The sequence below is a fragment of the Baaleninema simplex PCC 7105 genome, assembly GCF_000332355.1.
In the GTDB taxonomy this organism is placed as follows: domain Bacteria; phylum Cyanobacteriota; class Cyanobacteriia; order Cyanobacteriales; family Geitlerinemataceae; genus Baaleninema; species Baaleninema simplex.
On sequence record NZ_KB235958.1, the window covers coordinates 1,043,658 to 1,066,475 of the forward strand.

The window sequence follows — 22,818 nt, forward strand, 5'->3', positions numbered from 1 at the left end:
TTTAATCAAAAGGCAACTGGCAATCGAGGACTTGTACGCTCGTAGAATTCTATAATTTCTACCCTAACACCTTTCTTTAATCCCTCCTTTTTAACAAGAGCTTCATGTGTTGAATTTCCAAATAGAGTTACATACATTGCCATAGGAACATACTGATGTCCCCTCTCTCCTGTTCGAGGATTTAATTTCCAACTTGCATAAGCATAGTTAATGATCGAACGCCATTGACGTTTTGAAGTGTCAATTACCTCTGTTCTTAGCTTAAAGTCTCCAACTAGATAGCCTGGAGGTTTTCTATCATAAAGAGCTGGTTGTTTTGTTTTAAATACAAAGTCAACTCTCGGATTTTGATTTCTATCTAAAATAGATATTGTCCCAAGACCACGAGAAAATTGTGTTGGAGAGGGTATGGGTTCACCACATCTATATCCATTACTTCCAGGTGTCCCACTTGGCTCGATGTCAACTTCCAGCCATGTACGATTTTTAGCACCTTGTGGTAGTGGAATTGCGCCACAGAGACTTGACATCATTAAACCTTCAAATCCTCGTCCTCGCAAGCGTTGGTTACTTAAAAATTCAGTTACAGGATTAAATGGAATCAATTGACTCAAAGCTTGCTCTAGAACTTGGCCAGCTATTCCACGAGCTTGGTCTATTAATTCTTCTTTGGCTTGATTGAGTGATAGTCGCCGAACGTTATGAAGTATTTTATTGATTGTTTGTGCAGCATTCAGCCGATTAATCGTTATATTGCCATCTGGATCGCTATAAACCAGGGGATTGTTATAAACAAACTGATAGGGATTGCTGCTCTCCGGCACCGTCTCAATCACCTCAACCGGGTCGCGACTGACAAAGCGTCCCGTCTCCGGGTCGTAATACCGCGCTCGGAAATGATACAAGTCCGTATTCGACTCCAACCACTGACCCTGGAAGCGGAAATCTCCTCCCAGTTCTGATGGTAAAGCCTCCGGTGTCTGCAAATTGCCAAAACTATCGTAACGGAACTCCGCCACCTCTTGACCGTTGCCATTCACCAAACCGATGACACTTCCCATCGCATCCGTGAGGTAATATACCGGATTTCCCGCCTCGTCTACCCGAGCCAGCGGCATATCCCCCGCATAAGCAAACGCCGCTTCAACGTCATTCTCTTTGACAATCAAAAACGGCGATTCGAGTCCTCCCCTTGTCGGAGCCACCACCACGTCCCGTTTCCCTTCCGCGTCCGTCACTTCAACTCGACGACCCTCGCTGTCGTAAGTATACTCAACAACCGGATTGCCATTAACATCCCAAACTTTGGTCAACTGGTCGTTCTCGTCGTACTCGAACCGCAACGTCTCCCCATCGCGACTGACGGTTTCGACACGACCCCCTGCATCGTAAGTGTACGTCTCGATTCCCTGTGCCGTATCAATTTCTGTGAGTTGGTGAACGTTCTCGTAGCGGTAAGTTCCCTGAGCTTCCCCACCCGAAACCGTCTGACGGTTGCCATCGGCATCGTAAGTATAGACCACCTCGTCTAACAAGGTTCCAGTCGCATCGTAGAACGACTCTTTCTCCACCCGCAGCGAGGTATCGTACTCGATTTGGCGATAGGAACCATCCTCACGTGTTATCTTCGTCGGTTCGCCACTGGCAGAGCGATCGTAACTCACCGACGACAATACCGTCGTTTATTCCTCTGTTGCTCCTGCTTCCAATAACTTTTGGGCTACTTCATCATAATCTTTTTCTCGAGAGATACTAAGGGCAGTACGATTATTATTATTTTTTAAATTCACATTTACACCAATTTCTATTAATGTTTCTGCCATAGAAAAATTTCCACATTCTATTGCCTCTATTAATGGTGTGTTCCCATTAAAATTTCTGCAATTCATATTAGCATCTATAGATGATAAAAAAATAATTCCTGCCAATGAATTATCAATAATTGCACACCAAATTGCTTCCTCAATAAATTCTTGTAGATAGTTTTTGTTGATTAAAGGTAAAAGATATTCGTAAATTTCTTTATACCCACTAGAGGCAGCAATGGACAATGGTGGATTTGATTCTTTTCCTGCTGCATTTACATCAGCACCAGCATCAATGAGCCTTTTAACTAGCTGCAAATTATTTATGCTAACAGCACACATTAAAGGTGTCATGTCCATATCTGGATTAATATTGACATCTGCACCATGCTCGATTAAGAGATCGGCGATATCTAGAAATTCATTGTCTATCGCGATCGCTAGTGGACTTCTCATATACCACTGATTTGGGTCGGCATTCTTCACGCTAAGTAAAAGAGTAACTATTTCAATGTTGTTTAGTTTTGTTGCTGCTTCTATAGCACTTGATGCACATGAGTTATTAATGTAATTAACTTGAACTCCTTGAGCTATAAGTTCTTCAATTTTTGAGATGTTTTCAGCCTTGATTGCTTCAATCATCTGTGTATGCAGTGAATGTGTATGTGGCATGAGTATCGATCGTAATTTATTTCACAGAAAATACAAACAAAGCTACTCCAGCTTCTACTGCTTCAATTTCTAATTCTTTTGCATAAAGAAGCCCCCTCCTTCCTCCATTTTGGAGTGTAAAGTATGTAACAATTGGAGCATATTGATGCTGATTTTGATATTGTGCATGTCGAGTAATTGCTTTCCACTGATTTGTTTGGCTTTTAGCTGAATCTCTGACTGATTTTAAAGAATACTTAAAATCTCCAATTAGCCATGCTTTTGGAGGTTCTTGAGTTGGAGGTGCAGATTTAAAAATAAAGTCAGGAAATGAATTGATTCTAGTAGATCCTCTCCTTCTTCCATTTTCAATATTTTTGCAATTATAACCATTTCCATTTGGTTTTCCATCTGCTTTTCCTACAGCTGGCTCAAGCCAAAGTGAATCTGGATAAAAATTTGTTTCACCAATTATACCACAAATAGCTCCTTGAATAGCAGCTTCAAATCTATTGCCAGCTTGTCGAGCTCCTGCTCTTCCTGAAAATTCACTAAAAGAAGAATAGATATAACCAAATTGTTGAGGTAGCAGAGAGCTAAAGGCAGATATTGCTAGTTCACCTACAACTCCCCTTGCTTTATCTATCAAATAATCTTTAATTTGATTAGCTGTGTAAGCTTGTATCTTATTAAGAACACCTTGAATTTCAAAGGAAGTATTAACTTCAGTAATAGTAAACTCCCCAGTCGGATCGCTATAAACCAGAGGATTGTTATAAACAAACTGATAGGGATTACTACTCTCCGGCACCGTCTCGATAACCTCAACCGGGTCGCGACTGACAAAGCGTCCCGTCTCGGGGTCGTAATACCGCGCTCGGAAATGGTATAAGTCCGTATTCGACTCCAACCACTGACCCTGGAAGCGGAAATCTCCCCCTAACCCTTCCGACAACACTTCCGGCGTCTGCAAATTGCCAAAACTATCGTAGCGGAACTCCGCCACCTCCTGACCGTTGCCATCCACCAAACCAATGACACTTCCCATCGCATCCGTCAGGTAATATACCGGATTACCCGCCTCGTCCACCCGAGCCAGCGGCATATCCCCCGCATAAGCAAACGCCGCCTCTACCTGAGCGTTGCGAACAATCAAAAACGGCGATTCGAGTCTTCCCCTTGTCGGAGCCACCACCACGTCCCGTTTTCCTTGCGCGTCCGTCACTTCAACCCGACGACCCTCGCTGTCGTAAGTATACTCAACAACCGGATTGCCATTAACATCCGAAACTTTGGTCAACTGGTCGTTTTCGTCGTACTCGAACCGTAACGTCTCCCCATCGCGACTGATGGTTTCGACACGACCCCCCTCATCGTAAGTGTACGTCTCGATTCCCTGTGACGTATCGATTTCTGTGAGTTGGTGAACGTTCTCGTAGCGGTAAGTTCCCTGAGCTTCCCCACCCGAAACCGTCTGACGGTTGCCATCGGCATCGTAAGTATAGACCACCTCGTCTAACAAGGTTCCAGTCGCATCGTAGAACGACTCTTTCTCCACCCGCAGCGAGGCATCGTACTCGATTTGGCGATAGGAACCGTCTTCGCGCGTTATCTTCGTCGGTTCGCCACTGGCAGAGCGATCGTAACTCACCGACGACAATACCGTCGTTCCATCGACTGCTAAATGAGTCATCGATTCGACGAAATCGGTGTTCTCCTTGTAGGTATAAACCGTCTTCACCCCGTTCGGCAACGTCCGCGAGGTCAGGCGGTTGACCTCATCGTACTCGTAAGCGGTCGTTCCCTGCGTCGGGTCAGTCACCGCCGTTAGATTTCCCACCCCATCGTATCGATAGCGAGTTTCGTAAGCTTCTGCATCCGCATCGGCTTTCACCGTCACCGCTTCAACTCGTCCCAAAACATCGTAGTCGTAGCGAATTTCACCGCCGTTGGGATAGTCTACGCCAGACAACGCCTGAGTTTCGGCATCGTAGTGATAGGTGGTGGTTCCCGTGGCGTCGGTGAGACTTTGTAACTGTCCGGTGGCTTCGTTCCAGTCGGAGACGACTTCTTCAATCACTTCGTCATTGAAGGAAACCGTTCGTCGCCGTTCCAATCCCGAGGCTGTATAGTCGTAGTCCACCTCGAAGCCAGAGGGGAGAACCGCTTTTTCTAAACGGTTGTCTGTCTCGGAATAGGTCAGTTCTCGAGTTCCGCCGTCGAGGTAGGTGACGGCTTTCAAGTCGCCGTCGTCGTTGTACTCGTAAGACAGCAGCGTTTCCCCTGTCGGACTTTCGACGGCGTAGCCGTTGTCCTCGTAACGGAATTGGTAGAGGGTATTTCCCCAATCCGTAGCGGTTTCGAGGCGACCGAGTTCGTCGTAGTCGAACAGACGGTCTCGTTGGTTGCGGTCAGTGAGACTCGTCGGATAGTCTTTCGCTTCGAGGAGGTTGTTGCCGAACAGGTAGGTTTGACGTTCGGTCGTGCCGTCGGCGTAACGGGTTTCGAGGGGGAGATACTGGTCGCTGCTGATACTGACGGTTTGACGTTCTAAAGCATCGGTGATGGTGGTCGTGGTCGGCGTATAGTCGAAGAAGGTCGTGTTTCCTCGCGCGTCCGTGGAGGATTTGACTTTTCCGTCGGGATAGTACGTCGTGGCAGTCGTATATCGCGTGTCGGCATCGAGATGCACCGTTTGACCGCTGCGACGACCGAGGAGGTGGTCGGGAACGTCGGGGTCGGGGTCGGCAATCCCCTCGGGGAGACGGTCGTAGTGATATTCCGTCTTCAGTCCCGTGGCTTCGTCCGTCACCGTTTTGACGCGACCGATGGGGTCGTAGGTGTAGGTGGTGACTCGTCCGCTGGGGTCGGTTTCAGTTTTTAACTGACCGTTTTCGTTGTAGGTGAAGGTAATTTCTCCCTCTCCTGGGGTCAGCCAACCGCCGAGTTTGCCGTCTTCGGTAAAGCGGCGTTCGATGCGACCGATGGTCGGTGCTTCGAGGCTCGTCCAATCGCTTCCGGCTCCTTCGTAATCGTACTCGACAATCAGACCATCGCCGTAGTCGGCTTTGAGTTCCCGTCCCGATTTGTCGTAGAAGATTTCTGAGGTGCCGCTACTGTCGGTAAAGGTTTTCAGCCAACCTTGTTTGGTGTTGGTGCTGGTCGTCACGTCCCCGTTGGGATCTTTAATCCAAAGAGCATTACCAAAAGAATTGATGAGTCCGTATATCGTTGTCCCAAAGGGGTCGGTTTCGCTGGTGACGTTTCCACGACGGTCGTAGGTGAAGGCTTGGATGAGATTGCCCTCGGCATCTTCCATTCGCAGTAAGTTGCCGCGTGCGTCGTATTTTTGTTTGAAGGTGGCTCCTGTGGGTAGGGTAATGGAGGTCTGGTTGCCGTTTTCGTCGTAACCGTAGTGGGTGTACGACGGCTCGGTTCCCGGAGGATGCGGTTCGCTACGGCGGAGGAGGTTGCCGTTTTCGTCGTAGCGATAGGTGGTGAGGTTGCCGTTGGGGTCGGTGATGGAGGTGACTCGGGTGGGATTGTTGGGGTCTTCGTATTTGAGTTGGGTAATGTGACCGAGAGCGTTGACTTGTTGGATGACGTTGCCGCGATCGTCGTATTCGTAGAAGGTGGGGTTGTCGTTGGCGTCTTTGACGATTTGGGTGGCGTTATCGGGGTCGTAGCTGAAGCTGATGGAATCTCCCTCGACATCCAACGTCCGTTTCAACCGACCTTTCTCGTCGTACTCCGTCCGCACCGCCGGACGTCCCAAGGGGTCGATTATCTCGTCGAGATAGTGAGGACGCTCGTCCACACCGTAGCCGAACGTCGTCGTCATCTCCTCGCGGTCCGTCACCGCGACCAAATCTCCCGCCGCGTCGTACTCGTAACTCACCACTTCCCCGTCGGGGTCGGTAATTTCGGTGATGCGACCTTTTGCATCTCGCGCGAACGTCACCGCCACTCCCGTATCGCTAAAGATACCGTCGTCGGTAAACGTCAACTCGTTCCCGTTGAGGTCGGTCGCCGCGACCAAATCTCCCGTCGTCCCGTCAATTTTGTATTCAATTCCGTCCTTTGTCGTCAGCGTATAGGTTCCCCCAAACATTGACGATGCCGGATTGTAGGGAACGCCACTGACGCTCGTATAAGCGTTTAAACGGTCGTTCCAGACCAACGAGTGTTGGGATACGGACAGGGTCATGTGAGACCCGTCGTCTGCGACGAACTCGGGTGTACGGAACTGTAGAGTTTTCGGAATATAAGCCCCTTGACTCAACAGCGATTCGATTTGCGGATCGAGTCGAGGCTCGAAGGTAAACCCAACCCGTTTACCTCCCGGAACCGTCACATACACCCGGTCTCCATCTTTGAATCCCGGCAACTGTCCCAACAGCTCCTGTTCCGGCGTCGGCTTCGGCAAACTCGTCCGCAAGTCCGTATCGCGGAATTCCAAACGCCAACCGTAACCTAACTCGTCCGACCAGTTCGACGTTAAAGAATCGTAAGTCCGCGTCACAGAGATGGGAATCCCCGAAACGGGAATCTCCATGTCCGTAAACGAGAGTTGGAAATTGCCCAACTTCAACTCCCCGGCTACATCGACGATTTCCTCGACGCTCGAGAGGTTCCCCGCTGTATCGGCGGCGGTCAAGCGCAGGCGATAGCTGTCGTTGAGCAATGTGGTCGGGTCGAACTCTCCCAAGGTCGAATTCGCGTCCACGTCGGTATCTTCGACGCGCAGGAACTCCACGAACTCGCCCCCGGTCGCAGGAGCCACTTCTAAACTGTAATAATCCAACGTGCCGTCGGGGTCGTGTGCGGTTCCCAGAACGTCGGTGAAGTGGGTAATCGGGGTTTCCCACACCGTCGGGTCGAGGGACACTACCGGCGGATTCGTATCGCTGGGGTCGAAGACGGATAGGGCGACTGTTGCCGTGGCGACGTTCCCCGCCGCATCTGTGGCCCATCCTTCTAAGGTCGAGGCTTCCGATGCCGTCATAACTGCCGTCCCGTTGGCATCGAGTGCCAGGGGTTCGCCGTTGACGAACAACTGCAACCCCGTCACGCCGACGTCGTCTGTGGCGGCCACTTGCCAGCGCACCTCGTCGCCGAGATTGGCTTGATAGGTATCGTCGGCGGTGACGAAGATCGGACTCAAGGGTAACAGTTCCACCTCTGGGGCAGCGGTATCGGCAGCCACCGTCAGCGTAAAGGCTTGAGTCGTCGTCGCCCCAGACCCGTCGACGATCTCGATTTCGATGGGATGTTGGCCCAGGTCTTCGAGACCCGGCGTCCAGCGCAGGCGACCTGCATCGTCGAGGGTCATGCCTTTAGCGTGCGACTCGTCGTCGAGGCGATAGGTCAGCGGCGTTCCGTTGGGGTCGTAAGCCCGAATATCGTAGCGATAGAGGGTCTCGGGAACGGCTAACGTCGGCATATCGTTCGACTGAATCACGGGTGGCCGATCGTCAAACGCCACGACGGCAAAGCGTTGGCGAGCGATCGCTCCAGCGGGGTCAGTGGCTTGTAGGTCGAATTCGGTGCGACCGGAAGCCGTCGCCGTCCAAGACAGTCGGCCTGTAACGGGGTCGAGGGTGGCACCGTCGACGGGGGTGTTTAGCGCGTAGGTTAAGGAATCGCCGTCGGGATCTTCGGCTTCGAGGGTATAGGTGTATTCCGTCCCCACACCGGTCAGTCCTTGGGGGGTCGAGGTAATGCGAGGGGCTTGGTTGACAGCCGTTGGCTCGACGACGAGGGTGTAACGCTGGCGGTTGAGGTCGTTTTGAGAGTCGCTGGCGATAATTTCGACGGTGTGGGTGCCGAGGGTGGGTGCGTCCCACAGTACCTCTCCCGTCAGCTCGTCGACCGTCATGCCTTCAGGTCGTTCGCCCAAACTGAAGCGTAGAGCGTCTCCTTCGGGGTCGGTGGCTTCGACGACGTAACGGTAGGGTTGTCCGACTCCGGCGGCGGTGGAGGGGACGGAGGTAATGGCGGGGGGCGTGTTGGTGCCGTTGACTTGGACGGTGAAGCCCTGTCCGCTGAAGCTACCCCGGCTGTCGGTGACGCGGACGGCAAATTCGCGATCGCCGAGTTGAGTTTCGGTCGGTTGCCAGCTCAAAACGCCCGTCAGCGGGTCGAGGACGGCTCCGGTGGGGGCGTCGTCTAACTGCCAGATGAGGGCATCGCCGTCGGGGTCGATCGCCTCGAGTCTATAGCGGTAAGGTTGCTCGATCGTGGCGACGAGGGTTGGCTCTGAGGTGACGACCGGTGCGCTGTTCCCGGTTTGGTGGGTAACGTCGACCGTCCAGGTGACGAGTTCCGTCGCGCCCTGGGCGTCTTCGACTTCGATGGCGATGTCGTGGCGGCCGAACTGTTCGGCGGTGGGAATCCAGATCGCCCGGCCGGTGTCGTCGATTTCCAAACCCGTCGGACTCGGTGCGATCGCCCGGTAGGTCAGGGTATCGCCGTCGGGGTCGCGAACGGGGAGGGCGTAGGTGTAGGGAACGCCCACTTGCGCGCGAGTATTGGGCGCGGGGGACTCGGCGATTTGAGGGGGTTGGTTGGGCTGCGCTTCGATAACCGTCAGGGGGAAGACCTGCTGGGTTTCGGCACCGCGATCGTCCCGCGCGACGAGGGTGAGTTGGTGTTGCCCCAGTTCGCTGGAACTGGGCGTCCAGGTCAGCCGACCGGTTTCGTCGAGGGTGACTCGGTTCGAGGAACTGTCCGCCAAGCTGTAAGCGATCGCGTCGCCCTCGGGGTCGATGGCTCGGAACTCGAACTCGAAGGGTTTGCCCACTTGAGGCGAGGGGACGGCCGCGTCGTCGGTAACGAAGACGGGGGCTTGGTTGGGGGCCTCTACTGTCAGTTGGAAGGCTTGGATCGATCGCGCACCGCGATCGTCCTGCACCCGCAGTAAGAAATCAAAGGTTCCCGTTTGCTCCGCCTGGGGTTTCCAGACTACCAAACCAGTTTCGACATCGACGAAGGCGCCTTCAGGGGCTAAAGGAAGGTCGTAGGCGATCGCGTCGGCATCGGGGTCGAGGGCGAGGGCGGAATATCGCCATTGCTCCCCAGCCGTCAGGCGGTCTTCGGGGGCAGTCGTTTGGAACTCGGGGGCGGCGTTGGGCGGATCGCCAACGTCCTGCAGGCCGAACAGATGAGAGAAGGTTTCGCCGCCGGTGACCGTCACGGTATCGACGAACGAACCCGTCGGCGGTGCCGTTTCGTGGCGACCGTTGGGTACCACTTGTCGGACGTGGTAGGTTCCCGGCAACAACCCTTCAAAATTGAAGTAATAAGGGTCGCGATCGCCGACGAGCGAAAGGGTCGTGTTCGGTTGGGTTTTCTGCTGGGGTTCGGTCTCGTCGAGCTGTCCGTCGTTGTCGAGGTCGAGGTAGACCGTCACGTTCTCGAGCAACGGTTCGTTGCTCGAATAGAGAGTCCAGCCTCCAAAGATATCGAGTAGGTCATCAGGGCGAGTGATTCGTGAGGCATTGGGATCGATGCGCTGCATCGTATCCAAACTGGCTGTCGTACCGATGGCAAACGCTGACAGATTGACGTTTGGCTTCTCGCGAAGAGAGGTGACGGCTTCTTCGTCAATGCCAATAAAGCCATCGGACATAAAGATGACGTTCAGGGTCTCGTCATCCGGTAAGCTATCGGCGAGTCCTGCCGCCACGGTCATTTCCGAGGTTCCCACTGCCGAAGCACCACCCGATAACGGATTTTGAATCGCTTCTCGGTAATCGGCTAGATTGTTTCCATTGCGATCGGCAGCAACGTTCGTAAAGGGTTGGAAGCCGGGTGTCTCCACGTCCATATCCGTTAGGGCGTTACTGCCGAAGGCCATAAATCCCACCTTTACGTCATCGCCACGGTCTTGAGCGGACATCTGTTCGGCCAGCGCGACGATCGAAGCCCATTCGAGATCTTGAACTGACACGGGTCGATCGCCGAAGTTTTCCAAGGTCGTATTCGGATCGCCCCAATTCACCGAGCGGCTTCCCATGCTGGGCGACGTATCGACGACGAACAGGATGTTAGGGGACTCTCCCACGACGAAATTGGAATCGCGGTAGCCGTTCCCGTTGAGGTCGTCGAATACGGCGCCGCGAATCGCTCCGGTCGCTGACTGGACAGTAACTTCAAATTCCTGAACGTCTCGACCGCCGCGACCGTCGGATACTTCGACTTTAAAGCCGTAAGTTTCACCGGCTCGAGCGTCTTGAGGAAACCATCCGAGCATTCCCGTATCTTGCGTGACGACCGCTCCCGATGGTCCGTCGATCAAACGGTAGTTGAGGTCGTCGTCTTCAGCATCGAAAGTTTTGAGCTGGTATTCGTAAAACCGCTGGTTGAGGCCGAAATCGGTCAGCGGCGTGCTGATAATCTCAGGAGCCGTGTTGAGCGGGTCGGGCATCAAGCGGATCGTATATTCTTGAGCTGCCGTCCCCCCATTTCCGTCTGCCACTTCGAGAGCGACCGGGAATTCAAACAGCGCTCCGTCGCCACCGGATGCCGTGCGGCCGTCTCCAGGGGTGACGATATCGGGGCGATCGTCGTCTGCCCAAACTTGGAAACGGTAGTTCAGGGGAGATGCAGAGGTTCCACCCTCGAGATAGAGCGTGTATTCTCCATCTTCAGGCAACACGACATCTTCCAGGTCTGTGTTAAAGCGCTGCCTCTCGAGCGATTGGTAATTCGGATCGTAGAGTTCCCAGTACAAGCTCGACGTGCCTTGCAACAGATCGAAATACAGGCGCTGGTCGGCTCGACCGTTAATTTTGTAAACATCCCCGTACTGACCTGTGGGTAAGCTGCCTTCGACCGGCATCCGCAGCTTCACTTCCCGACCGGCACTCAAATCGAGGAGTTGGAATTGGTAATCGTTGGCGCTGTCGTTTTCGCCAGAAATCACCAGATGATAAACCCCGTCTAACTCGAGAGCATACGGATTGGTATCTCTCGAGTAATAGAAGTCATGGGAAAATACCTGCTCGCCGTTGGGAGTGTAGAGTTTGGCATCGACATTCTGTCCGGTCATTCCGTTCAACAAAATCCGTTGTCCGATCTGACCGTCAAAGTTGTAAACTCGAGCGGCGCGACCGTCTGTCGTTCCCGAGACGGCCTGACCGATTTGGATACGCTCGGAAGCATCTTGAGAGAACTCTAAGAGTTGCAATCCATACTCGCCACTCCATGGCGAGACTTTTACAACGTACTCACCCGTTTGGGTTAACGTTACAGGGTTTATAGTGTAGAGATCGTTACTGCTGCTTATACTAAAAGTTTCCGTACCGTCGGGGGCTATTAGGGTCGTCCGAATATAGTTGTTGACCAAGCTGTCGAAGTAGACCTGCATTCCCGCCGACGCCGTAAAACGGTGAGTCCGAGTTTCGCCGCTCGGCAAATTCCCCGCAATTTTCGTACCGAGACCGCTCGTGGCGATCGGCTCTGTCGAAATGTCCGTCACCTCAAAAGAATACTCGTTCGCTCCCGATCCAGAAGACGCCACAGCCAAGGTATACCGTCCGTCAAGAGGCAATGCTGCCTCAAAATCTAAACTCGCACTCTGCTTCTTAAACTCAGTAAGGGCGCGATTCCCAGGATCGTAAAGATTCCAATAAGCTTCACTGTCTGCCGAGAGCCAATCGAAATTTAAAACTTGCCCGGCCGTTCCCTCGATTTGATACAGTTCGACCTCAGAGTCTAACACCGTTCCAGAAACCGACTCACTCAAAGGCAAAGGTGAAGTGGCACTGAGATCGCTCAAGCGGAAGCTGTAATCTCCTGTGGCGGTATTCTCACCGTCAATTTCCAAGCGATAGAGACCGCTTTCTGTCAAAGTTAGAGGTTTCGACCAATCCTTATCTGGATCGACGGACGATAAAGCGCTGCCACCGGGGGCTAAGAGCGTTGCCGTTAAAGAAGGATCGGCAGACAATCCGTCAAAGAACAGCGACTGACCGATACGACCGGTAAATTCATAAATGTGGCGATCGCCTGCTCCCTCCAAGGTTCCTTCTACCACTTGACCGAAAGGAAGCGATAGGGAATCAAACGTAGCAGCACGAACGGTTAGAGCGTAATCGTTGCGCGTTCCGCCCCATCCGAGCAACGCTAACGTATAGGTTCCTTCATCTGTCAGCTCCTGCTCGATATCGAGATCGAATCTTTGGAAGAAAACCTCCGTTCCGTCGGGAGCATAGAGGGCGTACCGGTCGGTTGATTCTCCAGTTGCCTCGAAATATAGATGCGTTCGAGCGTCGCTTTCAAACTGGTACAGTATCGCTTCTCGTTCGCTGGTTCCGAAGTCGCCTGAAAGTTCGATGTCGAGAGGGAGTTCGGGACTGGAGGCGAGATCGAACAGTTGGAAGCCATAACCCGTAACAGCATCTTTCTCTCCATCAACGATGAGTTGGTAAGTACCCTCTTCACTCAAAGTAAACAGTTTTCGACCGGAGTATTTTTGCTGTTCCCAGAGTTTTTTACCCCCTTCGTCGAGTAAAGAAACATTAAGAGTACTCGAACTGAAGAGAGGCTGGTAAAACAGCGTCTGACCCAGCTTGCCGGTAAATGTATAAGTATGTTGCTCTCCCGGCTCGGTTAGCTCGTTCGTTACGGTCTCACCCAACGTTAGATCGAACGTTGGAAATTCTGGCGTGACAATTTCTAACCGGTAACTATTGTCAGTACCGTTACGACCGTCGAAAACGAGAACGTACTCTCCGTCTCGAGGAAGCGTTGTCTCACTATCTGCACTTAGTGATGGGTGTCGCCAAAACAATGACTGACCCGCCGAATCGTAGAGTCGGTAATAATTTGAAGAATCGCCAGTGAGTCGATCGAAAAACAGCGTTCGATCGGCTTCACCAGTCAAGCGGTAGGCATCGGCAGCGCGACGGCTTTCGCCAAAATCGCCCGTTATTTCTGTATCGAGGGCGACAGTCGGCGCCGCCATCAAGTCGAGAAGACGAAGCGAGTAATCGCCCTGTTGTTCTCGATACCCATCAATTTCGAGGGTGTAGGTTCCCGCTTCGTTGAGGAGAACGGGATTCGGATCGTTCCCGCTCAACAAAAGCGTTTGAACGTGGCGATCGCTCGGAGAAGTAACGGTCGCTTTGATAGAAAGGCTGTAGGCTAAGTTATCCAGATACAGCAGTTGTCCGGGCGCTCCCTCGAAGGTATAGGTATCGCGCTCTCCCACTTCTGAAATCGACCCAACAATCGTTTGCCCGAATTCGTAACTCGACTCGACGAAGTCGGGCGTTCCCAAACGCACTTCGTAGTCTGTCGTCGTCCCGCGACCTTCAACAACGAGGCTATAACGACCGTCTTTTGGTAAAACGGCCTCGAATTCCTCAATATCGCTCGATGTATCTGAAGTGGCGACAGCTTGTCCGGCCGCGTCGTAGATCGAATAGACATCGTCTCCCCGCAAGCGATCGACGTAGATAACTTGACCGGCTGTCCCGTCAAATCCATAAATGTGAGTTGCAGCGGGATCGGTGTCTACACCCACCTTGGAGGTCGAATCGAAAGTCGAGTCGAGGGCAATTGGGTGAGCGTCGCCTTCTGCATCAACGTCTAAAATGCGGAAGCGATATTCCCCAGTTTGGTCTGATGAAGCATCGATTTCGAGACGATAGGTGCCCGTGGTCGGCACTTCAAAAAGTTGGCGATCTGAACCGAGAGATTGTCCGCTCCAAATTCGAGCCCCTTGCGGATCGTATAGAGAACCTCGGGGATCGTAAGAATTTGTACTTTCGAGACCGTCAAACCACAACCGTTGACCGGATTCAGCTTCAAAGGTATAAACGTTAGCTTGACCGGGTTCGGCAATCTCTCCAGAAACAAGACTCCCGAATTCAAACGGCTCGATCGGTAACTGGGGAGGCGTGACGATTTCAAAGCCGTATTGTTGGGTGTTCGAGCGAGTGTTACCTTGAAGCGCTAGAATATACTCCCCATTTCCCGGTAATTCAAAATCGCCCAAATCGTAACTCAAACGTTGGTAATCAATTCCACGCCCATCTGGAGCGTACAAATGAACATAGTTGTAATAATCTCCCTCTAATCTTTCGAGATACAGGTGTTGTCCCTTCTCTCCCGTAAATCGATACAGTTGAGTGGCGAGTTGGTTCGATAAGTTTCCACTCACTTCGCTATCGAAGCTTACAGAAGCTGCCCCAAAGTTATCAAGTAATTGAAAACTCACCTCGGTTGCTGAAGAACGCTTAGACTCAATAACGAGGTCGTAGTTGCCATCTCGCGTTAAAGTTCTTAGTAGCTCGTCACTGTATAGATTGTAATTCTTGAAAACTTCTGTTCCAGAGGGGTCGTATAGCGTAACGTATACGTTAGAACCTCGATCGGACTCAGTCAGTCCGTCGAACCAAATTTTCTGACCGATCTGACCGGTGAAGCGATAACGCTTGGTTTCACCGGCTGCCAGCGATATAGATCGAGGGGTATTGAGTGCTAAAGGAATAGCAGGAACTGGCGGACTCGGTGTAAAATCATCCTCTACCGTGGCAATTTGAAAGCGATAGGTTCCCGTCGTATCGTCCTGTCCGTCAATTTCAACTCGGTACTGACCACTTTCAGTTAACGGTAGTCTCTCGGAGTCATCTACCGATTCCGAACCAAAGGATCGATTGGAGGGAGAAAAAATCTCGTAGTTCAGGTTTGAATTGCCTTCTAGCAATTCAAACGCAATATGCTGACCGATCGCTCCGGTAAAAGTGTAGATATCTCGTTCGCCTTTCTGGGCGATTTCACCATTTGCTGGCGTGTCGAGAGCGATCGAAGCTGTTTCTGGAACCGTTGCGACTCGTTCGATCGAATAGTTTAACGGTGTTTCCTCTCCCCCAAGAATGCCGAGGTAATAAGTTCCCGATCCGTGTAAATCGATTTCAAAATTATTCTTAAGTTGGCGACTGGCAATACGTTCGAGGTTAGAGTTGTAAAGATACCAATAAGAACTATACGAGGTTACACTTTCTAAGCTATCAAAGTAAACGGTCTCGTCTGTTCCTCCTTCAAACTGATAAAACTGAACAGAGAAACCTGGATCTAGAATTCCATCAAGAGAAGTTTGTGATTCGATTTTTGGAGCTGTACTGACATCTATCAGTTGGAAGCCGTAACGACCAGTTTGTTCCAAATCACCATCAACTAATAGTTCGTAAACACCATCTTCAGGTAGGCGAACGAGCAAACGATCTCGATCGTCTTTATAGTCAGAATAATATTTCCTAATAATAAGGTCTTCTGATGAGTAAGCTGTTTGACCACTGGGACTCGTTAAGGTTATCTCATGTGAAGATGTACCCTCTAGGGCATCGAGAAATAAAATTTGACCTTTATAACCGGTTAAGGTATAAACATCGCGATCGCCTTTTTCTGTGAGATTTCCGTAAACCGGCGTATTGAGAGCGAGCGTCTTCTCATAGAGATTGGGAGTGACGATTTCAAACTCATAATCCCATGGAGTCGAGGTTTTACCCACAACAGCTAATGTATAAGTATCTTTTCTGGGAAGGACGTATTCGGGGTCTTCACTCGGCCAATTCTCAGAACTAATTTTTTGATTTCCCGAATCGTAAAGCTTCCAATTTTCACCAGAAAGAGAACTCGGTAAGTCAACGAACAAGCGCTGTTCTGCTTCGCCGTTAAATTGATAGAGATGCGTTTCCTCTCCCGGATCGATCCTTCCTGATTGAAGGGTGTCGAAGGCAATACTCGGGGCAGCGTTGGCATCGAGTACGCTAAATCTGTAAGAGCCAGTATTCTCCCCTGACGCATCGACTACAATACGATAAGTTCCCGTTTCATCGAATGTTATTGGAACGTAGTCTTCAACCCTATTAAATTGGCTCTTTTTGAGATTTTGATCGCTCGGGCTGAAAATTGTAGCTTCAATCTTGCTGTTAGTTGAGAAAAGGCGATCGAAGAGAATGCGCTGTCCTTTCTCAGCCTCGAACGTATAGATATCCTCTTCGCCTTTTTCACCAATCTCCCCTGTAACAGAATGGGAATTGGCATTGATTCCTAATTGAAGCGGCTGTTCGATTTCGTCAGGCGTAACGATCTCAAAGGCATATTCAATGCGATCGTTAAGATTTCCCTTACCTTGTAGCACCAACACGTATTCGCCATCTTCAGGCAAATACAACTCCATGTCATTGCCAGAGAATTGGGACTCAACCGCGACATTATCCGGTCCGTAAAGAACCCATTTAAAGTTGCCGCTGTTCGTCGTATTATCGATGAAGAGCTTCTGTTCGGCGTTTCCGGTAAAGCGATAGATTGCATCTTGCGTACCCGTCTCTAATACTCCCTCGATCGGTGTATCGAAAGGCACGAAGGAAGCGAGATCGAGAGAGAGAACGCTAAATCCATAGCTGCCCGTCCGATCGGTGTTGGTATCGACAACAACGCGATACTCTCCATTCTTCAGAAGGGTTAGGAGGCGATCGTCACGTTGAGAATATAAGTCAGTAACCAGAAGTTCTTTTCCATCGGGATCGAACAGTGTGAAACTCCAATCACTCGCACTGCCCGTATACTGACGCGGATCGAAGTACACGCGCTGTCCGGCAGTTCCGTTAAAGGTAAACGAATCTTGCTCTCCAGGGACGCCGATCTGCCCGAGAACAGTGTCCCCGAGAATAAACGACGACGACGGCGTCCAGTTTACGACTCCGGTTTCTGAATCGACGGTCAGTCCGTCCGGCCCGTACGATACGCCATAGTCTAAGACATCGCCGTCGGGGTCGATCGCATCGGCATCGTAAACGTAAGGCTGCTGAATGTAAGCTTCGACAACTGGCGTCGAGGTAAAGATGGGGGGACGGTTGGGAGGGGGTTCGATCGCCTCTAGGATGTAGCTTCCTTCGACAACTCCCCCACGACCGTCTTCAACTCGTACCCGCAACGTGTGGTTGCCCTCCACGAGCGCCTCTTCAGCCCAGGTCAGCTCGCCAGTTTCCGAATCGAGGCTCAATCCGGGTGGCCCTTCAACCAATTCGTAACTCAAAACATCCCCATCGGGGTCTTCCGCCACAACCGAGGCGGTGTAAGACTTCCCAAGCAAAACCTCCGTCTCGGGGTCGCCGGTAATCAGCGGGTCGCGGTTGAGCTGACTCCAAACCACCAACTCCCCATCGAACTGCACGCCGTTGGGATTGTAAAACTCCAGCGTCCCCGCCTCGCTCGTTCCCCCCGGACTCAACGCTCCCTCAGAAACCAAGTCACTAAAGTCGTAATAGGGAACCCCTTCGTCCGTAACCCCATCCGTTCCCCGCAACCGCACCGTGGGGTCGCTAATATTCCTGACCCCCACCCGCAACGGTGCGTCGAACCAATAACTCCCCAGATTCTCTAACGCTAAATCGGCAAACAGAATCCCACTGTCGCGGTTGAACGACACCCGGCGGTACTCGAACTCGACGCTGGAGGACACGTCCACCCACTCCCCATCAGGGACGGGTTCCTCCGAACGACTCGGTGGCGTCGGCGTAACGGGGTCGGTCTCGACAATTTCTCCCCCTCGAATTTCAAACGGTCTGAAGCGAACGGAAGTCTCCAAATCGTTATCGTTATTGACCAACCGTACCTGTAACGTCGCCGCCGTTCCCGGTTCGATCTCCGACAAGTCCACCCGCAGCACTCGACCGTCAAATTCAGCCCCCGCCGCCGAAACCGCCGCTTGACCTTCCGTCAAATTGAACAGCGTATCGCGACCCGAGGCGATGGTTCTCACTAACGTCTGTCCCGCTTCGTCGACGATCGCCACTTCCAACGCATCCGCCATCGACATCTCGTCGCTGACATCGAAATTCAAATCCGTCAGTTCCAACGACAGCACCGACGGCGTCTCGGGAACCACAAACTCCCCTTCCCACAAGTTATTAAACAGACCGACATCGCCGTCTCGTTCTTCCAAGAGAATGTCGGGAACCGCCACCCGCGTCACCGTCTGTTGCTGTTCGGTGGTATTCCCGGCGATATCCGTCACCCCGAACGTCAGTGCGTTTTCACCGACTTCGAGCGTCACGTCGGAAAACTCAAACTGTCCCGTCGCGTCGGCGGTCACCGTCGTTCCCGTTCCTAAAAGCTGTACCCTGGCGTGAGCTTCCGTTTGTCCCGTCACAGTGACCGTTCCGGCGTCCGTTTCACCGTTACTATCGACACGGTCGCCAAAATCTAACGTCAACGGAGGCGCCGTCGTATCGAGTACGAAGGTCAGCTCGAAGACGCCGGACAAATTCCCGTACTCGTCCGCCGCTTGCAACGATACCGTATGACGACCATCGGTTAGGGGTTCGCCGTTGAGTTCGACTAACTTATCCGGAGAAATTGCAAAACTGCCATCGTCTTGCAATAAATCGGAAATATCGATCGCTTCGCCGCGTCCGTCGAGGTCGGCCAGGAGATAATCGATTTGACTGATGTCGACGATCGCCCCCACGATCGTCGGGTCGGACGTGTTGGCATCACGTCCCGAACGTCCCGTATCGTTGGCGAGCTGTGCGGAAATCACCGGCGGGTCTTCATCGACGGGTAACGGGTCGAGGCGCGTAACCGTCTGTTCGAGGGTGCTGGAATTCCCCGCCGCGTCCGTCGAAACGACCGTGAGCTGATTCTCTCCCAAGGTTAAGGTCACGTCGGTCAAGACGAAGTGTCCGTCGTTATCGGCTACCGTCACGCGACCGGTTTCGAGCAGTTCGACCCGCGCTCCAGGGTCGGTGGAACCGGCTAAGGTTACGGTTTCAAACGCCGTTTGTCCGTCGTCGACGGGAAGCGTATCGAACGCCGGGTCTAAGCCGAAACTGAGTCCCGGCGACGTGGTATCGAGGGTGAAATCGAGAGGGAAAATGTCAGAGAGGTTGCCGTACTCGTCTGCGGCCTGCAAGTAAAGCGTATGGTTTCCATCGGGAATGGCATTGCCAAAGATGGCGTCTAAACGGGTTCGGTCTAACACAAACTGACCGTCAGCCGATAAGGCGTCGCGGATGTCGACCAGACGGTCTGTGGCAAATCCCGCGACGAATCCCGCAATCGCGCTGCTGTCGGTAATTCTTCCCGACACCGCCGGGTTCGAGGTCAGTCCGTCGCTGGCTGAGGTTCCCGTGTCTTCTGTCAGAGCCGCAGAAACGACCGGTGGCGTCGTGTCGGGGAGCGTCGCGTTTTCTCGGACGATCGTTTGTACGACGGAGCGAGAATTCCCCGCACCGTCCGTCACCTGCATGTCGAGGACGTTTTCGCCTAGATTTAGAGAAACGTCGTGAAAGGTAAACTGTCCGTTGGCGTCGGCAACGACCGTCGTTCCGCCAAAGGTCACGGTCGCTCCGGCTTCCGTGGTGCCGATTAACGCGACGACATCGGCTTCGGTGATATTATCCCCTTGAGGGGGCGTATCGGAGTCGGGGTCGAGACCGAAGACCAACGCCGGTGCGTCGGTGTCGAGGGTAAAGGAGAGGGAGAAGGTCTCCGAGAGGTTGCCCCGGTCGTCGAGGGCTTGGAAGTGAAGCTGTCGGACGCCGTCGGGAAGCGGACCGAACAGGGTTTCTAACGCCGCGCGATCGAGGCTGAAATTGCCGTCGGCGTCGAGATAGGCGGTGGCGTCGACGGGTTGGGTCTGTCCGTCGAGGCGCACGACAAATTGCGAAATCTGGCTCTCGTCCGTGACCGTTCCGATAACGGCGGGATTGGAGGTGATGCCGGGGAGGGTTCCCGTGTCCTCTGCTAACTGTCCGACAATAACCGGTGGTTCGGTGTCGGGGTCGTCTGGGGTCAGTCGGACGAGGGTTTGGCTTTGTTGTCCGCGATTTCCGGCGGGGTCGGTCACTTCGATGGCAAAGGTGTTGTCGCCCAGTTCCAGTTCGATGTCGGTGAACTCGAAGTATCCGGTGTCGTCGGCGAAGACTTCTCGGGTCGTTCCGGATAGGACGATGCGACTTCCGGCTTCGGTTTGTCCGGCTAGGGTCACGGTCGCTAGTTCGGTGGCGTCGTCTCCTGGTGGTGGCGTGTCGGAGTCGGGTGATAAGCCGAAAATGGCGGTCGGGGAGGTCAGATCGAGGGTCAGGGACAGTTGGCTGGGGTCGGATAGGTTGCCGTCGAGGTCTTCGGTTTGGAAAACGAGGGTGTAGTCTCTGTCTTCTAACGGCGCACCGCCGAGGAGTTCGTTAAAGCGATCGCGATCGATCTCGAAACTGCCGTCTGTTTCCACCCAGTCGGTTATCTCGACGGGGTCGAATCCTTCGATTTCGACTTGCAGGCGAGACAGGCGATCGATCTGGCTGATATTGCCGGAAACGGCGATTTTTGAGGTGATGCCGTCGCGATCGGACAGTCCGGTATCTTCAAAGGTGGCGCTGACTTGCGGCAGATCCGGGAGGTCGTCGCCGTCTAAGATGACTCGGCCGAGGTCGCTGTCTCGCCAGTCGAGCGCCGGATCGATGAGGTCGTCGATGGACGTTGCCGTTCCGGTGGCACCGCGAAAGCGGAACATGACGTCGTTGTAATCGCGGTCGGAGTCTCCGTCGGCCCGTTGGTCTTCGATGACGAAGGTGCGACCGTCGCCGGTGACGTCGGCGACTTGTCCGACGTGGAAGGCATCGTCGGGGTTGGCGGTGGCCATGGAAAACAGCGGTCGCCGACTTCCTCCGAGTTTGGGTTTTTCGTAGACTTCGGCGACGGTGCCGTTGGGTACGAGCATGACGCCAAAGCGATCGCCGGGGGTCATCTCGACGGTTTTTTCGCCGTTGTACTGACCGCGATTCCAATTTTGGGGTTCTCCGGGGAGTCGTCCGTCGATTTTTGCACCTTCGCGGCGGTCTGAAATGACGATATGTCCCAACGTCGAGTCGCTGAGGCTGCGGCGAGCGGCTTCTCGAATCAAGTCGGGGGAGTCGGGAGCGAAGGCTTCCATTCCCGTGAGGCTGAAGATTGCCAGTTCTCCTTGGTAGTAGCCGCCGTCGAAGATGTAATCGACACTGACTCGTCCGCTGTCTCCGACGAGGAAGGTTCCCGAGTCGAAGTTTAAAGGTGAGGCGAGGGGGTCGGGAGAATCGTAGGTGACGGTGGGTTTTTCGGCTTCGGTTCCGGTTAGGAAATCTGTGCTTTCTGTTCGAGGGGGTTGGGGAAAGTCGAACGGTTCTCGAGCTTGGAGTTCGGTGAATTGGCGATCGCTACTCGACCGGTCGTCGTCTCCGCCGCTGGCAGGAGGCAGGGACGGCGGGGTCTCTAAATCGGCTTCAAACCCGTCGAGTTTGAAAGGATTTTTGAGGGGGTCGTTCGACTCGAGAGGAGCCGAGCCAAACTCGTCAAACGGTTGGGCAGTCACGATCTGAGATCCTGTAGATACACCGAATTCCTCTCGTTCGAGCGGCTGAAAGCTCGAGGAATTTGACTCGCAGTATGCCAGAGTTCTCCGAGTGATTTCTACAGAAAATATACGGAACTTTCGTACGGGAAGATCGGGAGTTTTAGGGAAGTATCGTGTTTTTCTATCGGTAAAATCTTAGAAATTCTTCGGAGTTTTCTGTCGAGCGTTCTGTAGTTTTACGGTTCAAATGGCGATAAATTTTAACTTTTTTAACGAGGCGTTCGACCCCTATTTAATTTCTCGGGTTCAATTTTCAAATTTTACGGATTTCGCAACAATTCTTTACAAAAAAGGCAGATTTAGCCGAATTTCTGCCCATCTTCTGTGGTTTTACGGAATTTTAGACGGCGAACTCTGTATTTTTTACACGGGACAGCAGATGTGAGCGGGAACGCGAATCTGTCCAAGCAATCCATGACAGGACAGGGACGGCAGTTCCTTTACCCCCAGTCAGACTGGCTCTTGACTAGAAGCCGGTTTGCCCGAGCGGTACGTTACTCTTTTATCCCTCTTCTTTTCCCTCTTCTTTCAAACCGGAATGAGATCCTATTAGAAAAAGATCCTGAAGCTCCCAACGTGCTTGCATTTGGGAGCTTCTATTAGCCAAAAGTCTACAAATTGTAGACTTCAAGTCGAAATATTTCTCAAACCCTCTCCTCGACAAGCGTTACACGATTGCGATCGAACTTTTCATTCCGAGAGTGACAGAAGAGGGTTATACGGAATCCGAATTTCAAATACTGGTTTTGCCCGACCTGACAAATCTCTCTCTGTGTCCTCTGTGTCTCTGTGGTGAAGACTTTTTGAAACCTAGCTTATCGGAAACCGATGGAGTATTAGAGCTTGGCGGCGTGTAGAGCAAGCTAGGGAAAGCATCGACCAACCGAGTAAAATAGCTTCTTAGAACTCAAATACTCCAGCTACTCTGACGATCGCCCTTGAGAACGCCCGTGCCATCGT

General features: G+C 52.6%; 3 protein-coding genes. All 3 read right to left on the bottom strand.

What is annotated here, in order from left to right:
* Positions 1-5 precede the first annotated feature (5 nt).
* From GEI7105_RS0106625 to GEI7105_RS0106635, 3 genes are read right to left on the bottom strand one after another with little or no spacing between them, the layout of a single operon-like run.
* Positions 6-1,664, bottom strand: coding sequence for an RHS repeat domain-containing protein (locus tag GEI7105_RS0106625; RefSeq protein WP_158413173.1), 1,659 nt, complete (start codon positions 1,662-1,664; stop codon positions 6-8).
* 18 nt (positions 1,665-1,682) lie between these two features.
* The gene (locus GEI7105_RS0106630; protein WP_218959063.1) at positions 1,683-2,447 is read right to left on the bottom strand and encodes an ankyrin repeat domain-containing protein; all 765 of its coding nucleotides are present in this window, start codon (positions 2,445-2,447) and stop codon (positions 1,683-1,685) included.
* A 46-nt stretch (positions 2,448-2,493) separates the two neighbouring features.
* Positions 2,494-21,816 (bottom strand): putative Ig domain-containing protein, encoded by a 19,323-nt coding sequence (locus GEI7105_RS0106635; RefSeq protein ID WP_017659692.1) that lies wholly within the window; start codon positions 21,814-21,816, stop codon positions 2,494-2,496.
* Positions 21,817-22,818 lie beyond the last annotated feature (1,002 nt).